At 59.7% G+C, this 18,840-nt stretch carries 14 protein-coding genes; 4 read left to right on the top strand and 10 right to left on the bottom strand.

The genetic code is table 11. The features are described 5' to 3' along the window. Positions 1 to 80: 80 nt before the first annotated feature. From K9U38_RS14810 to K9U38_RS14785, 6 genes are all read right to left on the bottom strand, one after another. Entirely contained in the window at positions 81 to 1,025 is a 945-nt protein-coding gene (locus K9U38_RS14810; RefSeq protein ID WP_224495105.1) for a substrate-binding domain-containing protein, read from the bottom strand. A 117-nt stretch (positions 1,026 to 1,142) separates the two neighbouring features. Next, a complete protein-coding gene (locus tag K9U38_RS14805) occupies positions 1,143 to 2,159 on the bottom strand; it encodes an ABC transporter permease (protein ID WP_224495104.1) in 1,017 nt (338 codons plus the stop codon). Further along, entirely contained in the window at positions 2,156 to 3,706 is a 1,551-nt protein-coding gene (locus tag K9U38_RS14800; RefSeq protein ID WP_224495103.1) for a sugar ABC transporter ATP-binding protein, read from the bottom strand. Before K9U38_RS14800 ends, K9U38_RS14805 begins: the two co-directional genes overlap by 4 nt. Then, positions 3,706 to 4,878 (bottom strand): Gfo/Idh/MocA family oxidoreductase, encoded by a 1,173-nt coding sequence (locus K9U38_RS14795; RefSeq protein ID WP_224495102.1) that lies wholly within the window; start codon positions 4,876 to 4,878, stop codon positions 3,706 to 3,708. Before K9U38_RS14795 ends, K9U38_RS14800 begins: the two co-directional genes overlap by 1 nt. Positions 4,879 to 4,890: 12 nt before the next feature. Further along, positions 4,891 to 5,946: a sugar phosphate isomerase/epimerase family protein gene (locus tag K9U38_RS14790; RefSeq protein ID WP_224495101.1), complete on the bottom strand. Its 1,056-nt coding sequence runs from the start codon at positions 5,944 to 5,946 to the stop codon at positions 4,891 to 4,893. A 27-nt stretch (positions 5,947 to 5,973) separates the two neighbouring features. Continuing rightward, positions 5,974 to 6,990: a LacI family DNA-binding transcriptional regulator gene (locus K9U38_RS14785; RefSeq protein ID WP_224495140.1), complete on the bottom strand. Its 1,017-nt coding sequence runs from the start codon at positions 6,988 to 6,990 to the stop codon at positions 5,974 to 5,976. A gap of 279 nt (positions 6,991 to 7,269) precedes the next feature. Between K9U38_RS14785 and trhA the strand changes: the two genes are divergently transcribed. Further along, positions 7,270 to 7,923 (top strand): PAQR family membrane homeostasis protein TrhA, encoded by a 654-nt coding sequence (gene trhA / locus K9U38_RS14780; protein WP_224495100.1) that lies wholly within the window; start codon positions 7,270 to 7,272, stop codon positions 7,921 to 7,923. 7 nt (positions 7,924 to 7,930) lie between these two features. Here the strand turns inward: trhA and K9U38_RS14775 are convergent, their stop codons facing one another. Next, positions 7,931 to 11,041: an efflux RND transporter permease subunit gene (locus K9U38_RS14775; RefSeq protein ID WP_224495099.1), complete on the bottom strand. Its 3,111-nt coding sequence runs from the start codon at positions 11,039 to 11,041 to the stop codon at positions 7,931 to 7,933. Then, positions 11,038 to 12,246, bottom strand: a complete 1,209-nt coding sequence (locus K9U38_RS14770; RefSeq protein WP_224495098.1) for an efflux RND transporter periplasmic adaptor subunit — start codon at positions 12,244 to 12,246, stop codon at positions 11,038 to 11,040. The genes K9U38_RS14775 and K9U38_RS14770 overlap by 4 nt, the downstream gene beginning before the upstream one ends. A 237-nt stretch (positions 12,247 to 12,483) precedes the next feature. Here K9U38_RS14770 and K9U38_RS14765 point away from each other — a divergent pair, with 237 nt between their 5' ends. Then, a complete protein-coding gene (locus tag K9U38_RS14765; protein ID WP_224495097.1) occupies positions 12,484 to 13,518 on the top strand; it encodes an ABC transporter ATP-binding protein in 1,035 nt (344 codons plus the stop codon). Here the strand turns inward: K9U38_RS14765 and K9U38_RS14760 are convergent, their stop codons facing one another. Next, complete coding sequence (locus K9U38_RS14760) at positions 13,519 to 15,270, bottom strand: ABC transporter permease (RefSeq protein WP_370631949.1); 1,752 nt, start codon at positions 15,268 to 15,270, stop codon at positions 13,519 to 13,521. It abuts the gene before it with no gap. A gap of 6 nt (positions 15,271 to 15,276) precedes the next feature. Next, a complete protein-coding gene (locus tag K9U38_RS14755) occupies positions 15,277 to 16,251 on the bottom strand; it encodes an ABC transporter substrate-binding protein (protein WP_224495096.1) in 975 nt (324 codons plus the stop codon). Positions 16,252 to 16,490: 239 nt separating this feature from the next. On the opposite strand from K9U38_RS14755, the gene K9U38_RS14750 reads away from it, so the two are divergent. Then, complete coding sequence (locus tag K9U38_RS14750; RefSeq protein WP_224495095.1) at positions 16,491 to 17,591, top strand: ABC transporter ATP-binding protein; 1,101 nt, start codon at positions 16,491 to 16,493, stop codon at positions 17,589 to 17,591. Between the two features lie 72 nt (positions 17,592 to 17,663). After that, entirely contained in the window at positions 17,664 to 18,800 is a 1,137-nt protein-coding gene (locus tag K9U38_RS14745; RefSeq protein WP_224495094.1) for an ABC transporter substrate-binding protein, read from the top strand. Positions 18,801 to 18,840 lie beyond the last annotated feature (40 nt).

The raw sequence follows: 18,840 nt of genomic DNA, 5'->3' as shown, positions 1-18,840 counted from the left end.
ACATCTCCATGGGTAGGGCGCCAACAAAAAGGCCTCCGCAGGGGAGGCCTTTCCGGTTTTCAGTTGGTCAACTGAGCCAATCAGAACGGTGAATCCGGGAAGTAGAATTCCTTGGCGTTGTCCTTGGTGACAAGGGTTGCGTCGAGGATGTACTTGCCACGTACCGGTACCTGATCATAGAAATTGGCGACGGTGAGTTCCAGGGCCGTTGCCACCATTGATGGCGGATAGAGAACATTGATCGGTGTCATTGCATCGCCATCGGCCACGCGCTTGATCATGTCCTTCATGCCGGCGCCGCCGATGACCAGCTTGATGTCCGTACGCTTAGCCTGTTCGATGGCTTCGAGAACGCCGACAGCCATGTCATCGTCCTGGCACCATACGGCGTCGATCTTCGGGAACTTGGTCAAATAGTCCTGCATGATCTTGAACGCGTCGTCACGCGACCAGTTGCCGAACTGCTTGTCGAGCACCTTGATGCCGCTGCCAGCGATCGCGTCGTCGAAGCCCTTCTGGCGTTCTTCGTCGATAACGATCGGCAGGCCGCGGATGACAACGACGTCACCGGTCTTCAGCGTATTCTTCAGATATTCACCGGCCACGCGACCCAGTTCCGGATTGTTGCCGGCAACATAGAGATCCTGGATGCTCGGATCGGACAGGGCGCGGTCGACAACGGTGACGAATATGCCCTTTTCCTTGACCGCGCGGATTGGATCGGTGAGCTCATCGGAATTGTGCGGCAATGTTACCAGCGCATCGATGCCCTGCGTCGTCAGGTCTTCCAGAGCGTTGGCCTGCGAGGCGCCATCCGGCGAGGTCTTGATGGTGATCTTCAGACCGGGATGATTGGCTTCGAGAATCTTGGCTGCCCGCTCTGCATGATAGACGACACCGCCGGTCCAGCCATGGTCGGCCGCCGGAATGGACACGGCGATATTGACCTTCTTGTCCTGGGCGTAGGCGAAGGTCATCGACGAAGCGAGAGCCGCCCCGACAAGACCGATCAAAAGTTTACGCATTTGTCTTCTCCCAATTTTCATTCGGGCCTTGATTGCGGCTCGGTGGGTGGCCCTGTTCCCCCGTCCCGTTGGAAGGGGCGGCTTGCCGCCCCTTGTTTCTTCGATGATCGCGTGGGATCACTTTTTCTTCTGCAGCGTGCGCTGCACAAGCATGGCGATGATGATGATGGTGCCCTGCACGGCGCCAATCAGGTATTCACTGACGATGTTCGACAGCACCATGATATTGCCGACGATTTCGAGCATGAAGGCACCACAGATGGTTCCCCAGATGCGGCCGACACCGCCACGCAGGGCAGTTCCGCCGATCACGACGGCAGTGATTGCCTGCAGTTCCCACAACATGCCCGTAGTTGTCGTCGCGGCGCCAAGCCGCGGGACATAGACCACCACGGCAATCGCCACGCAAATGCCCTGGAGAACATAGGTCATGGCACGGACGCGGTTGACATGGATTCCGGAATAGCGCGCCACATCCTCGTTGGATCCGACGGCAATCACATGACGCCCGAACGATGTCTTGTAGAGTATGAATGCGCCAAGAAGCCCCACCGCAATGATCAGCCAGACCGGGAAGGGCAAGCCAAGGAAGACGCCGGTGTATACGGGGCGGAACATGTTGCGCATCGCGATCGATTTCATGGCGATCGAGCCGCCGTCTGCGAGCCAGACCGTGACTGAACGGAAGATCGCCATGGTGCCGAGCGTGACGATGAAAGGCTCGATCTTGCCGATGGTGATGACCGCGCCATTGAGCAGCCCGGCCAGTGCGCCGACGCCGAGGGCGACCAGAACACCGACAGCCAGCATGGCCATGTCGCCGTCGATGGCTCCCGAGTTCAGGAACAGGATCATGATACCAGCCACGAGCGCCGCCATCGACCCGACTGACAGGTCAAGCCCTCCGGCAGAAATCACGAAGGTCGCGCCGATCGCGATGATCGCTATGAAGGACGACCTCGTGAGGACGTTGAGCAGATTGTCGATCGACAGGAAGTTCGGATTGACGAGCGCACCGAGAAGGAACAGCGCAGCGAGCGCCAGGAACGGCGCAACCGCCGTCTTGTCGAGATCCGCGAACTTGCGGCCGAAACCGCGCGTGTCGGTGGTGGTTGTTGCCTTGGTGTCGCTCATGCGTTCCCCGCACTGTAAAGCTCTGCTTCGTTGATCTTGACGCCGGTTGCGTAAACGACGATTTCGTCTTCGGTCATCGCCTCGCCCGTAACCTCGCCCACAATGCGCGACGAGCGCATGACGAGGATGCGATGGCAGATGCCAATGAGTTCCTGCATCTCGGATGAGATGACGACAACCGATTTGCCTGCCTTGGCGAGTTCGGAGATGAACCGGTAGATCTGTTCCTTGGTGCCGATATCGATACCGCGCGTCGGCTCGTCAATGATGACAATGCTGGGCTCGAGCAGCATCATCTTGGCAAGGAGCAGCTTCTGCTGGTTGCCGCCCGAAAGCTGTCCGGCCAGGAGGTCGCGGCGTCGGGCGCGGATGTCGAAGTCGGTGATGGCCTTGTCGAGGCTGTTGTCCTCGCGCTTTCGCTCGATCAGCGGGCCCCTGGTGAACTTCTCCAGCGTGGCCAGCGTGAGGTTGGTGCGCAAATCTTGCGCCAGCAGCAGCCCTTTGCCCTTGCGGTCCTCGCTCAGATAGACAATGCCTGCCGCCATGCTGTCGCGAACAGTGTGGAACTTGACTGGCCTACCATTGAGCATGATTTCGCCGTGGCCGGTGCGCAGGCCGACGAGGCCCTCAAAAAGCTCCGTACGGCCGGCGCCGATGAGGCCGGCAAAGCCGAGTATCTCGCCTTTCCGCAGGGTGAACGACGCATCGCGCGCATAGCCCGGCACGTCGAAGTTCTTTACGTCCAGTACGGTCTGGCTGCTCGTTGTGTCTTCGCGCTCGGGATAGAGTTTCGACATGTCGCGGCCGACCATCAGCCGCGCCATGTCGACGGGTTGAAGTTCCGAAGCATTGCGGGTTGCAATCAGCTTGCCGTCGCGCAGGACGGTGATGCGGTCGGCGATCGCTGCCACTTCCGGCAGGCGATGCGAGATGTAGAGAACAGCGACACCCTTGTCGCGCAGATCGCGGATGACTTTCAGCAATGCGTCGGTTTCAAAAGGTGTCAGCGAGGCTGTCGGTTCATCGAAGATCACCACCCGGTGCGGCACCTGCAAGGCACGCGCGATCTGCACAAGCTGGCGGCGGGCGATGGAAAGGCGCGAGATCTGGGCGGTTGGATCGATGTCGGCGCCGAGGCTGCGGACGGCTTCCGCCGACTGGCGGTTCATTTCACGGTCGTTGACCATAAGACCGCGTTTCAGTTCCCGGCCCATGAAGATGTTCTGTGCGACGGTCAGGTCCGGCGCGAGCAATATCTCCTGGTGCACCAGCACCAGGCCGCGATGCTCCGCATCGACGGGCCCGGCGAAATGTGCCGGCTCACCATCGATGGCGACCGTACCGCGCGTCGGCTGGAGATGTCCGCTCATCAGCTTCATCAGCGTCGATTTGCCGGCACCATTTTCGCCGATAATGGCATGCACTTCGCCGGGCATGACGGTGAGGCTGATGTCGGTCAAGACCTCAACCGGGCCGAATGCCTTGGCGATGCCGCGCGCTTCGAGAACGGGGAGCGGTCCGGGACTTGTGGTTTGGTTCTCCTCCATCACACTTTCGTCCAGACACCGCCCGCTTTGGATGATTTTACGGCTGCTTCAATGAACTGCATTCCAGCCAGCCCGTCTTCTACCGTCGGATAGATGACGTCCTTGGGCGTCTTCTTTCCGGAACGCGCCGCGATGATGGCTTGTGCAGCCTCGGTATAGAGGTTGGCGAACCCTTCGAGATATCCTTCCGGGTGCCCCCCCGGCACACGGGTGACGCGCGCGGCTTCCGGAGACGCCCCGGCGCCGCCGCGGGTCAGAAGCTGCTTCGGCTTGCCGAACGGCGTGTACCAGAGATAATTGGGGTCCGCCTGGGTCCACTCGAGCCCGCCCTTGGTGCCATAGACGCGCAACTTCAGACCGTTCTCATTGCCGGGGGCGACCTGGCTCGCCCAGATCATGCCTTTGGCACCTCCGTCGAAGCGCATGAGGATCTGAACGTCATCGTCCAGCACGCGCCCCTCGCCAAAGCTCGTGAGTTCGGCGCAAAGCTGCTTCAGCTTCAATCCCGAGACGAAGCAGGCGAGATTATAGGCGTGGGTACCAATATCGCCGATCGCGCCGCCTGCGCCTGAACGCTTCGGATCAATTCGCCATTCAGCCTGTTTATTGCCCGTAGCTTCCGTCTTTTCGGTCATCCAGTCTTGCGGGTACTCCGCCTGAACCAGCCGAAGCGTGCCGAGCAATCCCTTCTCCACCATGGCCCTGGCCTGGCGGATCATGGGATAGCCGGTGTAATTGTGGGTGACGACAAAGAGCTTGCCGGTCTTGTTCACCAGCGAGACAAGTTCCTTCGCCTCCTTGACAGTCGTCGTCAGCGGCTTGTCGCAGATGACGTGGATACCGGCCTTCAGAAACGCCTTGGCCGCCGGCCCGTGCATATGGTTCGGCGTCACGATCGAAACCGCCTCGATGCCGTCAGGACGTTTGGCTTCGGCCTTCGCCATCTCCTCGAATGAGGTATAGGCGCGATCATCCGCAATGCCGATTTCCCTGGCGGATGCCTTGGCGCGTGCCGGATCGGAGGATAAAGCGCCCGCCACCAGCTCGTACTGATCGTCCATGCGCAACGCGATGCGGTGCACAGCGCCAATGAAGGCCCCCTGCCCGCCCCCGACCATGCCGATGCGGATGCGGCGCGTTGCGGGTTTTTCCTTGGATGCTCCAATTGCCATTATTCAGTCCCCTCAGCTCAAACCAAGAATACGGCGGTTGGCCGCGTCATCGGTGCCGGCACCGGCAAAATCATCGAAGGCGCGCTCAGTGACGCGGATGAGATGGGCATTGATGAACTCAGCGCCTTCGCGGGCACCGTCTTCCGGATGCTTCAATGCGCATTCCCATTCGAGCACGGCCCAGCCGTCAAAATCAAAGGCAGTCAGCTTGGAGAAGACGGCGCCGAAATCCACCTGCCCGTCGCCTAGCGAGCGGAAGCGGCCGGCGCGGTTCACCCAAGACTGGAAACCGCCATAGACGCCCTGCCGCCCCGTGGGATTGAACTCGGCGTCCTTGACATGGAAGGCCTTGATGCGCTCGTGATAGATGTCGATGTAGTCGAGGTAATCGAGCTGCTGCAGCACGAAATGGGACGGATCATAGAGAAGGTTGGCGCGGGGGTGATTCTTCACCCGCTCCAGGAACATCTCATAGGTGACGCCATCGTGCAGATCTTCGCCCGGATGAATCTCATAGGCGGCATCGACGCCCTGCTCATCGAGATAGTTCAGGATCGGAGTCCAGCGCTTGGCGAGCTCGTCGAAAGCCGCTTCCACCAGACCAGCTGGACGCTGCGGAAAGGGGTAGAGGAAGGGCCAGGCGAGCGCGCCGGAGAAAGTTGGCATGGCCTTGAGGCCGAGATGCTTCGAGGCACGCGCAGCACGCTTGAGCTGGTCGACCGCCCATTCCTGCCGGGCCTTCGGATTGCCGTGCACCTCTGGAGCTGCAAAGCCGTCCATCAATTCGTCATAGACGGGATGAACTGCGACGAGCTGTCCCTGGAGATGGGTCGACAGTTCGGTGATGGTCAGACCGTGCGAGGCAGCGGTGCCAGCGAGTTCATCGCAATAGTCCTTTGAATCGGAGGCCTTCTTCAAATCGATCAGGCGTCCGTCCCATGCCGGGATCTGGACGCCCTTGTAGCCAAGGCCGGCCGCCCATTTGCAGATTGCGTCGAAGGAATTGAACGGCGCCGCGTCACCCGCAAACTGTGCGAGAAAAATGGCTGGTCCCTTGATCGTCTTCATAAGTTTCCTCCTTCAATGTGCCTGCATTCAGGGCATGTTGTCCCTGAGAAAGATGTCGATGCGGATATGTTCCTGACCGGACACGATCGGGCGGCCCTCCCGCAGGGCAGTCAGGATGCGCGCGGTACTGCGGGCCATGTGACCGGCATCCTGATTGATCAGTGCGTCGATCGTGCCGCGTACAAGGTGACGCCGCGTCGAGGGGGTCAGTTCATGCGCGACGAAGATCACGTCGGATACGTGGCCGGTTGCTTCCAGTGCGGCAATGACACCGGCCTGCCCGCCACCCGCATTGTAGATGGCCACGAGGTCCGAGTGATCCTTCAGCAGGGAGCGGCTGACGGCCTCGACCCGCGCATTCTCGTCGCGGGCCTCACGTACAGGCAGGACTTCCAGATTGGGATATTCGCGCGAGATGATCTGTTCGAACCCGAACTGGCGTTCGATATGGTCCCGCAATGCGAGCGATCCGGCGATCATGCCGACCTTGCCGGACCGCAGGCCAACAAAGCGGCCGATCAACGACGCTGCCGTGCGGCCGGCGGCGAAATTGTCGATGCCGACAAAATGCGCCCGGCGCGAATTGGGCACATCCGAAACGAGCGTGAGAACGACCACGCCGGAATCGGCCAGTGCGTTGATCGACTCTGTCACGGCCGGATGGTCCAGCGCCACCACGGCAACGCCATCGATGCCGGATGGCAGTTTTTCGAGTGCGGCGGCAAGAGCCAGGCCATCAAATGTGTCGACATGCTGGATCGACAGGCGCACCCGTTCCTGCAACTGCCGTTCCCGGGTCGCACGAAACTCGGCGGCCAGGGCCTGCATGAATTCGTTCTCGCCTGCGGGCAGGATGATACGGAAATCATAATCACGTCCGCGCGCCAATCGCGACGCGTGCGGATCCGGAAGGAAGCCAAGCTGCTTGATGGCCGCATTGACGCGTTCGATGGTGCGCGCGTGCACACCAATCCTCCCGTTCACGACACGATCAACCGTTGCGAGACTGACACCGGCTTCTCGGGCGACGTCTTCGAGCGTCATCTTAACCACGAGAAATCTCCTCCAACCAAAGTCTTAGATCAGGTGGCTGAGGGGTGCAACTCTTTTTGAGTGGTTCTGATGGGAAATTTTACAGCAGGAACGCTGCAGATTGCTATCAAACGACCGAGGCGATGACACGTCATCCGGATCAACGGGCCGTGAAATGGCTGAGCGCAAGCGTTGCGTGCTGGACAATCGGTCCTTAACGGACGATGCTGATGGGAGAAATCCGGCAGCCGTTCGCGGGTGTGAAACCAACATGGTCAGGGACCCAGCAGCATGCGCGAGCCAGGAAAGGCGGCAGCCGCAGTCATATACAGGGACTATTCGCTTGCCGAATTGCGCGCCGACGGCGCGATCCACATCATCGGTGTCATCCTCGCAATTGCCGGCTCCATCGCGCTTCTGGCGGTCATGGTCGATCACACGGCCCTGGGTGCCTACGTCGCGACGGCCATCTATCTTGCAACGCTCGTCCTCTCGATCACGATTTCGGCAGTTTACAATGTGCTATCGGTCTCGCCGGCAAAGCTTTTCCTGCGTCGCTTCGATCATTCGGCGATCTACCTTTTGATCGCTGGAACGTACACGCCATTCATTGCCAAGACCGGGACCTGGTGGCTCCTGGCAACAGTATGGGCCATCGCTGCGGCGGGTGTTCTTCTCAAGCTTCTTCTGCCCAACCGCTTCGACAGGTTGTCGATCGTGTTGTACCTCGCCCTCGGCTGGAGCGGGGTGGCCGCCTATCACGATCTCGCTGGCACGCTTTCAGCATCGATCCTTTGGCTCATTCTGACAGGGGGTATCGTTTATTCCCTCGGCGTGATCTTCCACGTATTTGAGCGGCTGCCCTTTCATAACGCGATTTGGCATGGCTTCGTCCTGGTTGCAGCAAGCATACACTACGCTGCGGTCTGTTCTGCCGTCGTCTAGACAAGGCTCACTTCGCGGCTGCGGTTGCGTGCTTGCCAAACATGGCGTGTCCCAAACGCCTCAGGCCATGTGAGAGGTCTTCCATGTAAAGGAAGAGGACTGGCGTGATAAAAAGCGTCAGGACCTGCGATACGACGAGCCCGCCGACGACTGCGACGCCGAGCGGCTGGCGAAGCTCGGAACTCGCGCCAGCTCCTATCGCGATCGGAATCGTGCCCATCAACGCCGCGAATGTCGTCATCATGATCGGCCGGAAACGAACGAGGCACGCCTCGCGTATCGCATCATGAGATGTCTCTCCTGCCCTGTGGCGGGCCAGCGCAAAATCGATCATCATGATTGCATTCTTCTTGACGATGCCAATCAGCATCAGAATGCCGATGATCGCGATGACGCTGAGATCGTAGCCGAAGAGTCCCAGCGTTGCCAGCGCACCGGCGGCGGCAGCGGGTAGCCCGGTGAGGATGGTGAGCGGGTGGACAAAGCTCTCGTAGAGGATACCAAGCACGATGTAGATCGTCAGGATCGCGGCGCCGACAAGCAGCCCCTGATTGGCAAGAGATTGCTGGAATACCTGGGCGGTACCCGTGAAGCTTGACGTGATGGTGGCCGGCACATCGAGTTCCGTCCTCAGCGTGTCGAGCTGTTGCAGCGCCTGTCCTAGGGCTACACCTTGCGGAAGGTTGAAGGAAATGGTGACGGCCGGCAACTGGCCAAGCTGACTGACCGCCAGCAGGCCAGCCTTGCGTTCCACATGGGCGAAGGCCGACAAAGGTATCAGTCTGTTCGTTGTTGTAGAGCGGATCTGCATCTGGTCGAGCTTGTCCGCGGTCCACGGAATTGCCGGATCGAGTTCGACAATCACTTGGTAGCTGTCGCCGGTCGAAAATATCGTCGACGCCTGATTGGTGCCGAAAGCATAATATAGCGTGTTGCGCAACTGATCGGAATTGATACCGAGCAGATGCGCCTTGTCCTGATCAATGACCAGATTGGCCTGGAGTGCATTGTTTTGCAGGTTGCTCGACACGTCGATAAAGGTCTGCCGGTCCTGTTGCATGGCCAGCATGAATTTCTGTGACCAGGGGTAGAGATCGGTGGCGCTGACGCTTTGCAGGACATATTGATATTGCGCATTCGAGGAGACCCCCCCGATACGCAGGTTTTGCACCGCAACGGGGTAGCTACTGATGCCCGGAACTCTTGCCAGCGTCCGACGCAGATCGCTGAGGATACTCTCCAGGGGCTCGCGTTCTGATTTCGGCTTCAACTCTACGAAGAAGCGTCCCTGATTAAGACTGGAGGAGTTAAATCCACCGCCGACATTGGATACGACGTGCGCAACATATGGCCGGCCTGATATAGCGTCGGCGACCTGTTTTTGCAGGGCAACCATGGCGTCGAACGAAATATCCTGCCGTGCTTCCGTCGAGATCGACAGCTGTCCGATATCTTCCGTCGGAAGGAAGCCCTTGTTGATGGTGGCAAAGAGATAGACGGTTGCGACGACCGTCAACACGAATATCGCGAGGATAATTGGCCGAGCGCGCAGACACAGGTCGAGGAGACGCGCATAGGCCGATTGCACTGTGTCGAAAACACGCTCCGTCACAGGCTTTCGCCCACCGGTCTCCTGGTGGCTTCCGCCGTGCAGGTGGCTGCACAACATGGGTGTCAGCGTCAGCGATATCAACGCGGAAGCGACAATGGCGACGGTAACGACAACGGCGAATTCATTGAAGATGCGGCCGACAACGCCGCCCATGAGAAGGATGGGTATGAACACGGCGACGAGCGACGTGGTGATCGATACGATGGTAAACCCGATCTCGCCGCTGCCCTTGAGAGCCGCCTCGAATGGCGACATGCCCTCTTCGATGTGCCGCGTTATGTTTTCGAGCATGACAATCGCATCATCCACCACCAAGCCCACCGACAGGGTGAGACCGAGGAGCGAAATATTGTCGATGGAAAAGCCGAGCACGTACATGGCGCCCAAGGTCGCAATCAGCGACAGCGGAACTGCCACGATCGGGATCATTGTGGCGGATAGCCGGCGCAGGAAGACGAAAATGACCATGATCACCAGAGCGATGGTGAGCATGAGCGTGAACTGCACATCAGAGACGGCCTGACGTACCGATTGCGAGCGATCATTCACGACATGGATGCTGGCCGAAGGCCCAAGGTCTTGCGTGAACTGTGGCAGTGTGGACTTGACGCGATCAACGACATCCACCGTGTTGGCTCCAGGCTGGCGGAATACTGCCAGCACCAGCGACGGCTTGCCGTCATATCTGCTCTCAGTCTGCGTGGTGGCGACCGAGTCCACCACGCGCGCCACATCGCCGAGCCGGACCAGCTTGCCGTTCGGCGCGGCAATGATGATCTGCCGGAAGGTGTCGGCATTCCGGGCCTGCGTGTCGGCCTCGATCGCCATTTCCTGGCTCGGGCTCGAGATCGTGCCAACCGGCGCAATTGAATTATTGGCAGCCACGGCATTGGTCAGATCGTCAAGCCCGATGCCGCGGGCCGTTGTGGCATTGGGGTCGACCTCGATGCGGACAGCGTATTCCTTGGCACCGAGAACCTGGACTTCACCCACCCCGGCAATGGTCGAAAAGGCCGGGGACATCACGTTTTCGGCGTAGTCGTCGAGCTTTGACAATTGCATCGTATCGCTTTGCAGGGCGACAAGGACAACGGGGGCATCGGCCGGGTTGGTTTTCCGGTAGCTCGGCGGCGTCGTCATGTTGGCGGGCAGCCGACGCAAGGTGCTGGCAATGGCCGCTTCGACGTCCGCTGCCGCCTGGTCGATATTCCGGTTCAGATCGAATTCGAGTGTGATCTGGGTCGAGCCGAGCGTACTGGTTGCGCTGATCGTCGAGATGGCCTGGATGGTCGAGAATTGCTTTATCAGCGGGGTTGCAACCGCATTGGCCATCGTATCGGGCGCTGCGCCAAGGAGCTTGGCTGACACCGTTATGATGGGAAAGTCCACTTCCGGCAAAGCAGCGACCGGCAGGAAACGATAGGCGAACAGGCCGGATGCAGCCAGCGCGACGGAGAGGAGGATCGTTGCGACGGGGCGCCGGATGAACAGGGATGAAATGTTCATAACGCGGCTCCGGTGGAGGCTGGCAAGGCCGACGCCTGCCCCGAGGTTGTCTCGACCGTCGCGCCATCCTGCAGGTGGAGCTGGCCATCAATGACAACCTGGTCGCCGGGCTTGATGCCCGACGCGATGACCGCCGTATCGCCAGCTGTGGTGGCAAGCGTGACCGGTTGCATGGCTACGGTCTTGTCCGCATGAACAAGGAAGACAAAGGAGCCGTTATTGCCTTGCTGAACTGCGATCAGCGGGATGGTCGTAACGTTCTTCTGGAGGCTCAGATCGACGATCGCCGTTACATATTGGCCCGGCCAGAGAGCGCCATCCCGGTTGTCGAGGTCAGCCTTCAGGACGACGGTGCCCGACGCGGTGTCGACGCTTGAATCGATGAAGTTGAGCTCACCCGTGGCAATCGTATCGCTTTGTGCGGGAAGTTTGACCTGCACCCTGGTCGGATGGTCGGCCACGGCTGCCCTCAGTGACGGCAGGTCGCTTTCAGAGACGGTAAAGGCGACGCGCAGCGGCGCCATCCTGGTGATCGTCAGAAGGCCGTTGCCAGTATCGGCGCTGCGAACGAGATTGCCGACTGACGTGTTGACCACGCCGACGCGGCCATCGATGGGCGCTGCGATGGTCATATAGGAAAGCTGGACCTGATCGGCCTCCAGCTGCGCCCTGTCCATGGCAATCGAGGCCTCGAGCACCTTCACGGCCGCATCGGCCTGATAAACCTGCTGGCCCGTATCCACGCGCTGTTTTTCAAGGTCCTGTGCGCTGGCGAGATCCAGTTTCGCTGCCACCAGACTGGCCTGATCCTTGGCGAGCTGAGCCTGATCCTTGTCGATCATCGCTCGGATGGCGCGGTCATCAAGACGAAAAAGAATGTCGCCCGACTTTACCATCTGACCGTCGGTGACATTGTCGGCAACGATAACGCCATCTACCTGAGGCCGGACGACGACCGTATCCACGGCTTCAATGGTACCGACGACAGTCTTGGTTACTGGAACATCGCCGATCCTGGCTTCGGCAACCACGACGGTCGGAGTGGCAGACCCTCCCCTGCGGCGCGGCGCGGCGGCGCCGCTACCGTCAGCTGAAACAGATGCGTTTGGCGGAGGCGAGGCGCGCAGGGAGAGGTCAGGATAAGCCAGGAAACAGCCGACACCGACAATGACTGGGACCGCAAGCAAAAGGGCCATACGCTTCATTCGAGGTTCTCTTCGTTGATAAGAGCCGAATACTTCAGCACTAATCCCTCTGCGCTGCGTTGCAAATTATACTTTCGTAATGATTTGAGGCTGCATCGCGATGCTTCCTGTGCAACATGCAGGTGGCGTCTGGCTTTTTCAGGAAGTACGTTCTCAAGATCAACTGATCGTCACATGATTGTTACGCTGAGGACCCATAGCCAGTGCTTTTACTCCTGAAGAAATCGAAACCATCGCATGACTGAAATTCTCATTCAGGACCTGACCAAACGCTTCGGCATGACCACTGCCCTCGCCGATATCTCGCTAGGCTTCGAGTCGGGTTCGTTTACGTCATTGCTGGGCCCGTCCGGGTGCGGAAAGACAACGCTGTTGCGTCTGATCGCGGGATTTGAAGCCCCGGATGAGGGCGAAATTCGTTTTGCCGGCAATCTGGTTGCCGATGCGCGACAACAGAAATTGCCGGAAGAACGCGGCGTCGGAGTGGTGTTCCAATCCTATGCACTGTGGCCGCATATGGATGTGGGTGACAACGTCGCCTACCCACTGAAAACGCGCAAGTTTGACAAGCGTGAGATTGCCGGTCGTGTTGACGCCGTTTTGGAGAGCGTTGGCCTTGGAGGCTTTGTTAACCGGCGGATCGACGAGCTTTCCGGCGGGCAGCGTCAGCGCGTCGCCCTTGCCCGGTGCTTGGTGGTGGATACGAGGATCATCCTCTTTGACGAACCGCTCGCCAATCTGGATATGCATCTGAGGGCCTCAATGGTGGAAGCATTCCGCGAGATCCACCAGCGTACCCGCGCAACGATCGTCTATGTCACGCACGATCAATCGGAGGCTCTTGCCCTTTCCGACCGTATTGCGGTCATGAGCGGCGGAAAAATATTGCAAGTGGGTGCTCCAGCGGATGTGTATTATTCGCCGTCCGACCCCAGAGTGGCTGCCTTCATCGGGCGCGGCGCCGTTGTGTCCGGACAGGTGATGCAAAAGAACGGCGAATCGACGCTTCTCGACATCGGCGGATATCGGATCCATGCGCGAGGACGCGCCAGCGAAGTGCCTCAAGCCCGGGTTCTCCTGCGCCCGGAGGCGCTTGTACTGGCGGAGGAAGGGCTTCCAGCAACCGTCCGGGCCAGCACCTATCGCGGGCCCGTTCACGAGACGCAGCTTGATCTTGCCAATGGGGAGCGACTGACAATCGACAGTCCCGTGGCCCTGACGCCCGGGAGACTCGTGCGCATTGCAGTCAAGGACGCGTGGATCATCCCATAATCATCGCCAGGGCAGCACGCCCGCCGGAAGCCTTCTGCCAAGTCGATCCAGAACAAGGAGCAACGCGACCACGACCACGATGGTCGTCACGGCGATCGCCGCTGCCTGGGTACCGAGACCGGCCTCTTCAAGACTGAACAGCACCACCCCGAGCGTTTCGTTTCCGCTCGACCAGAGCAGCGCAGATACCGTCAGTTCGTTGAAGGCGCTCATGAAGACAAGCAATGCCCCGGCAACGGCAGCGGGCGCTGCCAAGGGGGTCGTGATCGTGAGCATGCGGCGCAGCGGCCGCGCACCGGAAGCCGCGGCAGCCTCATCCAGGTCGCGCGAAATCTGACCTATCGCCGTCGTGACCGGCTTCATGGCGAGAGCGAAAAACCGCATGAGATAGGCTGCCAGGATGATCCATGCGGTGGCATAGAGGCTGCCGATGAGGGGCAATGGGCGCAGGAAGAGAAGGATGCATGCAATGGCGAGCACGATGCCTGGGAGCGCATAGGGCAACTCGATGGCGCCATGCAGAATGCGCTGCGATACCCGCGAGAACCGTTCGATACCGATCGACAGGGGAATTGATCCAAAGGCGAGGATGAGCGCCGCGCCGCCGGCGAGCATCGCCGAATTGCGAAAGGCGCGGCTGGTTGAGGCCTGACGAAACAGGACTTCCTCGAAATTCGAGAGGGTTGCCGTGGTCCAGTCAAGGGGTACGCCGAAGGAAGGAATGAGCGCAGTGGTCAGCAATGCCAGGCCGGGCAGGATCAGCATGAACACCATGACCATCCAGCCAAACAGTGCGAGCGGCATGCGCCATCGCCCCAAGGCAAAGCGGGCTGGCGTAGCTGTAGCAAAACGGTGGCCTGCCCTTCGCAGTGCCAATGCCTGCAGGATGACACCCATCATGGCGAGCACCGCGATCAGAACCGACAGCGATGCGACCTGTGGCAGGACGCTGGGTCCGAAACTGGCGATGCGCTGATAGATCAGCGTCGTCAGTGTCAGATAGTTGACGGGCATGCCAAGCAGAGCGGGTATCCCGAAATTGCCGACACCGGAAACGAAGGCGAGTGCCGTGGCCGCGACCAGATAGGGCCTGACCATGGGCAGGATAATGGTCAGCAGTACCCGAACCGGCGATGACCCCGCCGAGCGGGCGGCCTCCACCAGGTCACGCGGTATGCGCGACAGTCCGGCGCGCAGAGTGACAAAGACAATCGGTGCGTGCTGGATGGCATAGAGCAGGATGATGCCGTTGCGCCCGAGCAGCGGATTGGCTGTGCCTGGGGGTGGCGCCAGCCCAAGGGCGCCGAGCAGCGTGCTGGAAGGGCCGAAAAGGTGAAGCCACGACAATGCCATGACCTGCGGTGCTATCATCAGTGGCAACAGGAGCAAGAAACCCAGGAACCGGCGGGATGGCAGGTCTGTCATGGCGATGCCGATGGCGAAGGGTGTGCCGATCGCAAGCGCCAGCAATGCACCAAGGACAGCAGTATCCAGCGTATGCCAGGTGGCGCGAATGGCGGACGGACTGGAGAGACGGCCAACAAACGCCACAAGGTCGATCTCGCCGCCGGGGGCGATTGCGGCCAGGAGCAGGCGTGCGACCGGCAGCAGGCTGAGTAGGAAGACGACGCCCAGAACAAGGATAGCGGGCAGCCATGAACGCCGGGGATGTTGCCGTCGCATGATTGCGACAAGGCCCGCATTGGAGGATGCGGGCCTTATGGCATGATGGTTGGACTGGGTGATGACCAATGGCTCTTACTGCCCCATCACTTCACTGAATTTTTCCTTGTTGGCCGTGTCGCCGGCGAGGGCAGCAGCGGCGTCATAGTTGAGAATCTTGATGGTGGAGCGATCCGGGTAGCCGGCAGGCAGGCCCGCATCGGCACGCGCCGGGATGTATCCCTGCCTGACCGCGACCTTCTGGCCCTCCTCCGACAACAGGAAGTCCACGAATGCCTTGGCCGCATCAGGGTTCTTTGCCGTCGAGAGAATGGCGACCGGCTCTGTTACCGCCGAAACACCTTCCTTGGGGAACACGAATTCGACCGGCGAACCCTTGGCCTTTTCACGAATCGGCATGTAGTCGACGATCATGCCGAAGAGCTTGTCACCGCCGCTGACGGCCTTGAGCACATCGCCATTGCCGCCGGCAGCCTGAGCACCATTGCGCGCAAGTTCACCATAGTAGTCCCAGCCCTGCGGCAGGTTTCCGGTGAGTGTGACCGTGTGGATCATGGCAGCACCCGACGTGAGCGGGCTTGGCATGCTGACGAGGTTCTTCGCCTCGGGCTTTGTCAGGTCGTTCCAGCTTTCCGGTACGAAGGGTGCCTTCGTGTTGTAGACGATACCGGTGGTGATCAGCTTGGTGGAGAAATAGGTGCCGTCCTTGTCGATCAATGCCGAATCGATTCCCGTCGTGTTTGCATCCTTGAATGGAAGCAGACGGCCTTCTTTCTTGAGGCCCTCCATCGTCACGACGTCGGAAATCAGGAGCACGTCCGGCTGGGGATTGCCGGCTTCGATCTCGGCGCGCAACTTGGCCATGATCTTCGGCGTGCCGTCGCGCACCCATTCCACCTTGACTCCGGGGTTCTTGGCCATGAAAGCATCGGCCGTTTGCTGTGCGTCGGTGTTGGGCTGGCTCGTATAAAGCACAAGCGTGCCTTCGGCGGCGAGAGCCGGATGAAGCCCGGATGCCAGTAGGATGGTAGCGACGAGAAGTTGGCGCATGGTGACCCCTTTGTGTCGGATGATGCAAACCGGAGGTTGTGTTACTCAGGTTCCAAGGTTTGATCAACATTTATACAAGCCGGATAACGGTTCTATGACACCGGCACCGGGCACATACCTTCTTGCCAAGCAGGAGAACGAGGCAGGTTTGCATCTTCAAGATTTTTCACTTGTCATGCCACTGTTATAAACGGACAGTACAAGAAAAAAATGCGCAGCTGTGCAATCGGGGATGAGAAATGACCATACAGGCTTTCCTCAAGGTTGAGAAAATGAGTGTCGGCTATGGTGCAACGACCGTACTCGATGACCTCGACCTCGGCATTGGCAAAGGCGAGTTCGTTGCGCTGCTCGGTTCGTCCGGCTGCGGAAAGACGACATTGCTGCGGACAATCGCCGGCTTTGCCAAGCCCAACGCCGGATCGATCAGGGTTGCCGGACGCGATGTCACGCACATGGCGCCAGACAAGCGCGGCATGGCGCTGGTGTTTCAATCCTATGCGCTGTGGCCACACATGACCGTCGCACAGAATATCGGTTACGGGTTGAAGTTGCAGAAGCGCTCTCGCGAGGAAATCGACGCAAGGATCAAGGAGATGCAGGATCTGCTGGGCCTTTCCGGCCTCGGCAGCCGCAAGCCGGGACAGCTCTCAGGGGGGCAACGGCAACGGGTGGCATTGGGCCGTGCCCTTGCAATCGATCCGGAAATTCTCCTGCTCGACGAACCGCTCTCGAATCTTGACGCGCGCATCCGGCTCACGGTGCGTCATGAAATACGCTCGTTGCAAAAGCGCCTCGGGATCACCGCAATTCACGTTACCCACGATCGGGAGGAGGCCATGGTGATGGCCGATCGCATTGTGATCATGAATGCCGGCAGAATCGAGCAACAGGGATCGCCCGAGGCGGTCTACAACATGCCCGCCTCGCCTTTCGTGGCCGCTTTCATGGGTGCGGAGAACATCCTGTCCATGCAAGCGCGGGTTTCGGGCGAACAGATCGAATTGCACGAGGGCGCCTTCAATGCCTCGACTGTGACAGCAAGGAATGGCAGGGATTTGCGCAGCGGACCGGTCGAGTTGCGGTTCCGCGCCGAGGCGGCGCGCCTGACGAGCAACAGTGCCACAGCCGCAGTGGAGCCGGGAGCGCTGGAACTGCGCGGTCAGGTGACGAGCGTCAGCTATCCGGGCGGTCACTGGCGCCATGCGGTTCGGCTGGGAGTGGATGAAATCCTTGTCGACTCCGACAACCCCTTCGGTCAGGGCGAGATTGTGAAAATCAGCGTACCGGCCACGGCGTTGTTCATATTCAATGCATCGTCCGAAGGCACTGCTCATTGAGATATTGGCGGCGTGACGCGAGCGCCAATTGAAAAGAATGCCAACCATAATTGTTTGTCACGGGAGTTAACGATGAAAACGCTTCTACAGACTTCACTGATCCTCGGACTGGCGGCGGCGCCCGCCTCCGCTGCGGACCTTACGGTCTTGACAGCCGGCGACCAGAACATGGTCGACTATGTCAATGACTATCTTGCCCCCATCTTCGAAAAGGAGAATCCCGGAACAACAGTGCGTGTGGTCGGCACTGGCCCGGGCGATGCCGGCTCCCAGAAGATCGTCGAGCGGTTTGACGCCCAGGCGAAGGCGAATGTCGACAAATGGGATGCGGACGTTGCAGTCGTGCATGAAAAGTTTGCCGGACCGCTGGTCAAGAACGGCTATCTCGAATCCTACCGTTCCAAGATCCCTTCGGGCGAAATGGTCACCAGCGAGAAGGCCAAGATGGCGCTCGGCGCGAATGTGGACGGCTATGTGATGCCGATGTTCTCCAGCCAGACAGCAATAGCCTACAACCCGGCGCTCATACCCAACCCGCCGAAAAGCTATGAGGAACTCGTCACCTGGGCCAAGGAAAATCCGAAGCAGTTCGGCTACAATGGCATCAAGGGCGGTGCGTCGGGTGTCAGTTTCGTCATGGGCTGGATCTACGCCTTCGGTGATGGTGACGCCAACAAGCTGATGAATGGCCCGTTTGAGGAAGCGGAGACCAAGAAGTGGGACAAGGCCTTCGCGAGCCTTAAGGATTTCACCACCAACGCCACCCTCACCCCCGGTAATGCCGGAACGCTCGACATGCTAAGTCGCGGCGAAATCGCCATGGGGCCTGTCTGGGTGGACATGTTCTATTCCTGGCAGGCGGACGGCAAGCTGCCGCCCGAAATGAAACTGGTGCTGCCAGCGCCAGGCATGCCCGGACAGCCGATGCATTATGTCATTCCGGCCAAGAGCCCGAACACCGAACTGGCCGAGAAGTTTGTCGCGCTCGCGACCAGCCCCAAGATCCAGGCGGACGGTATCGTCAAGCGCTTCAACTGGTATCCGGGTATCGACGCGAAATATGTGCAGCCGGAACTCGACAAGGCGAGCTGGGACAAGCTCTTCGTCGATATCTCGCCGGACGACCTTGCCAGCAAGGCAAAGCCATTCCCGATCGCTCCTTACAATTCGGCTATTCTCGAAGCTTACGAAAAGAATGTAGCCAACTAATTATCAGGCAGAACAAGGCGCCGCGAGAATGACTTGCGGC

This window comes from Phyllobacterium lublinensis, from assembly GCF_020164435.1.
Taxonomy (GTDB): domain Bacteria; phylum Pseudomonadota; class Alphaproteobacteria; order Rhizobiales; family Rhizobiaceae; genus Phyllobacterium; species Phyllobacterium lublinensis.
The sequence above is the reverse complement of the archived record's forward strand: the minus strand, read 5'-3'. Positions and strand labels throughout refer to the sequence as shown.

Excerpts from the sequence above, each read along its gene's own strand:
- K9U38_RS14810 (WP_224495105.1), bottom strand. The coding sequence starts at position 1,025 with ATGCGTAAACTTTTGATCGGTCTTGTCGGGGCGGCTCTCGCTTCGTCG.
- K9U38_RS14805 (WP_224495104.1), bottom strand. The coding sequence starts at position 2,159 with ATGAGCGACACCAAGGCAACAACCACCACCGACACGCGCGGTTTCGGC.
- K9U38_RS14800 (WP_224495103.1), bottom strand. The coding sequence starts at position 3,706 with ATGGAGGAGAACCAAACCACAAGTCCCGGACCGCTCCCCGTTCTCGAA.
- K9U38_RS14795 (WP_224495102.1), bottom strand. The coding sequence starts at position 4,878 with ATGGCAATTGGAGCATCCAAGGAAAAACCCGCAACGCGCCGCATCCGC.
- K9U38_RS14790 (WP_224495101.1), bottom strand. The coding sequence starts at position 5,946 with ATGAAGACGATCAAGGGACCAGCCATTTTTCTCGCACAGTTTGCGGGT.
- K9U38_RS14785 (WP_224495140.1), bottom strand. The coding sequence starts at position 6,990 with ATGACGCTCGAAGACGTCGCCCGAGAAGCCGGTGTCAGTCTCGCAACG.
- trhA (WP_224495100.1), top strand. The coding sequence starts at position 7,270 with ATGCGCGAGCCAGGAAAGGCGGCAGCCGCAGTCATATACAGGGACTAT.
- K9U38_RS14775 (WP_224495099.1), bottom strand. The coding sequence starts at position 11,041 with ATGAACATTTCATCCCTGTTCATCCGGCGCCCCGTCGCAACGATCCTC.
- K9U38_RS14770 (WP_224495098.1), bottom strand. The coding sequence starts at position 12,246 with ATGAAGCGTATGGCCCTTTTGCTTGCGGTCCCAGTCATTGTCGGTGTC.
- K9U38_RS14765 (WP_224495097.1), top strand. The coding sequence starts at position 12,484 with ATGACTGAAATTCTCATTCAGGACCTGACCAAACGCTTCGGCATGACC.
- K9U38_RS14755 (WP_224495096.1), bottom strand. The coding sequence starts at position 16,251 with ATGCGCCAACTTCTCGTCGCTACCATCCTACTGGCATCCGGGCTTCAT.
- K9U38_RS14750 (WP_224495095.1), top strand. The coding sequence starts at position 16,491 with ATGACCATACAGGCTTTCCTCAAGGTTGAGAAAATGAGTGTCGGCTAT.
- K9U38_RS14745 (WP_224495094.1), top strand. The coding sequence starts at position 17,664 with ATGAAAACGCTTCTACAGACTTCACTGATCCTCGGACTGGCGGCGGCG.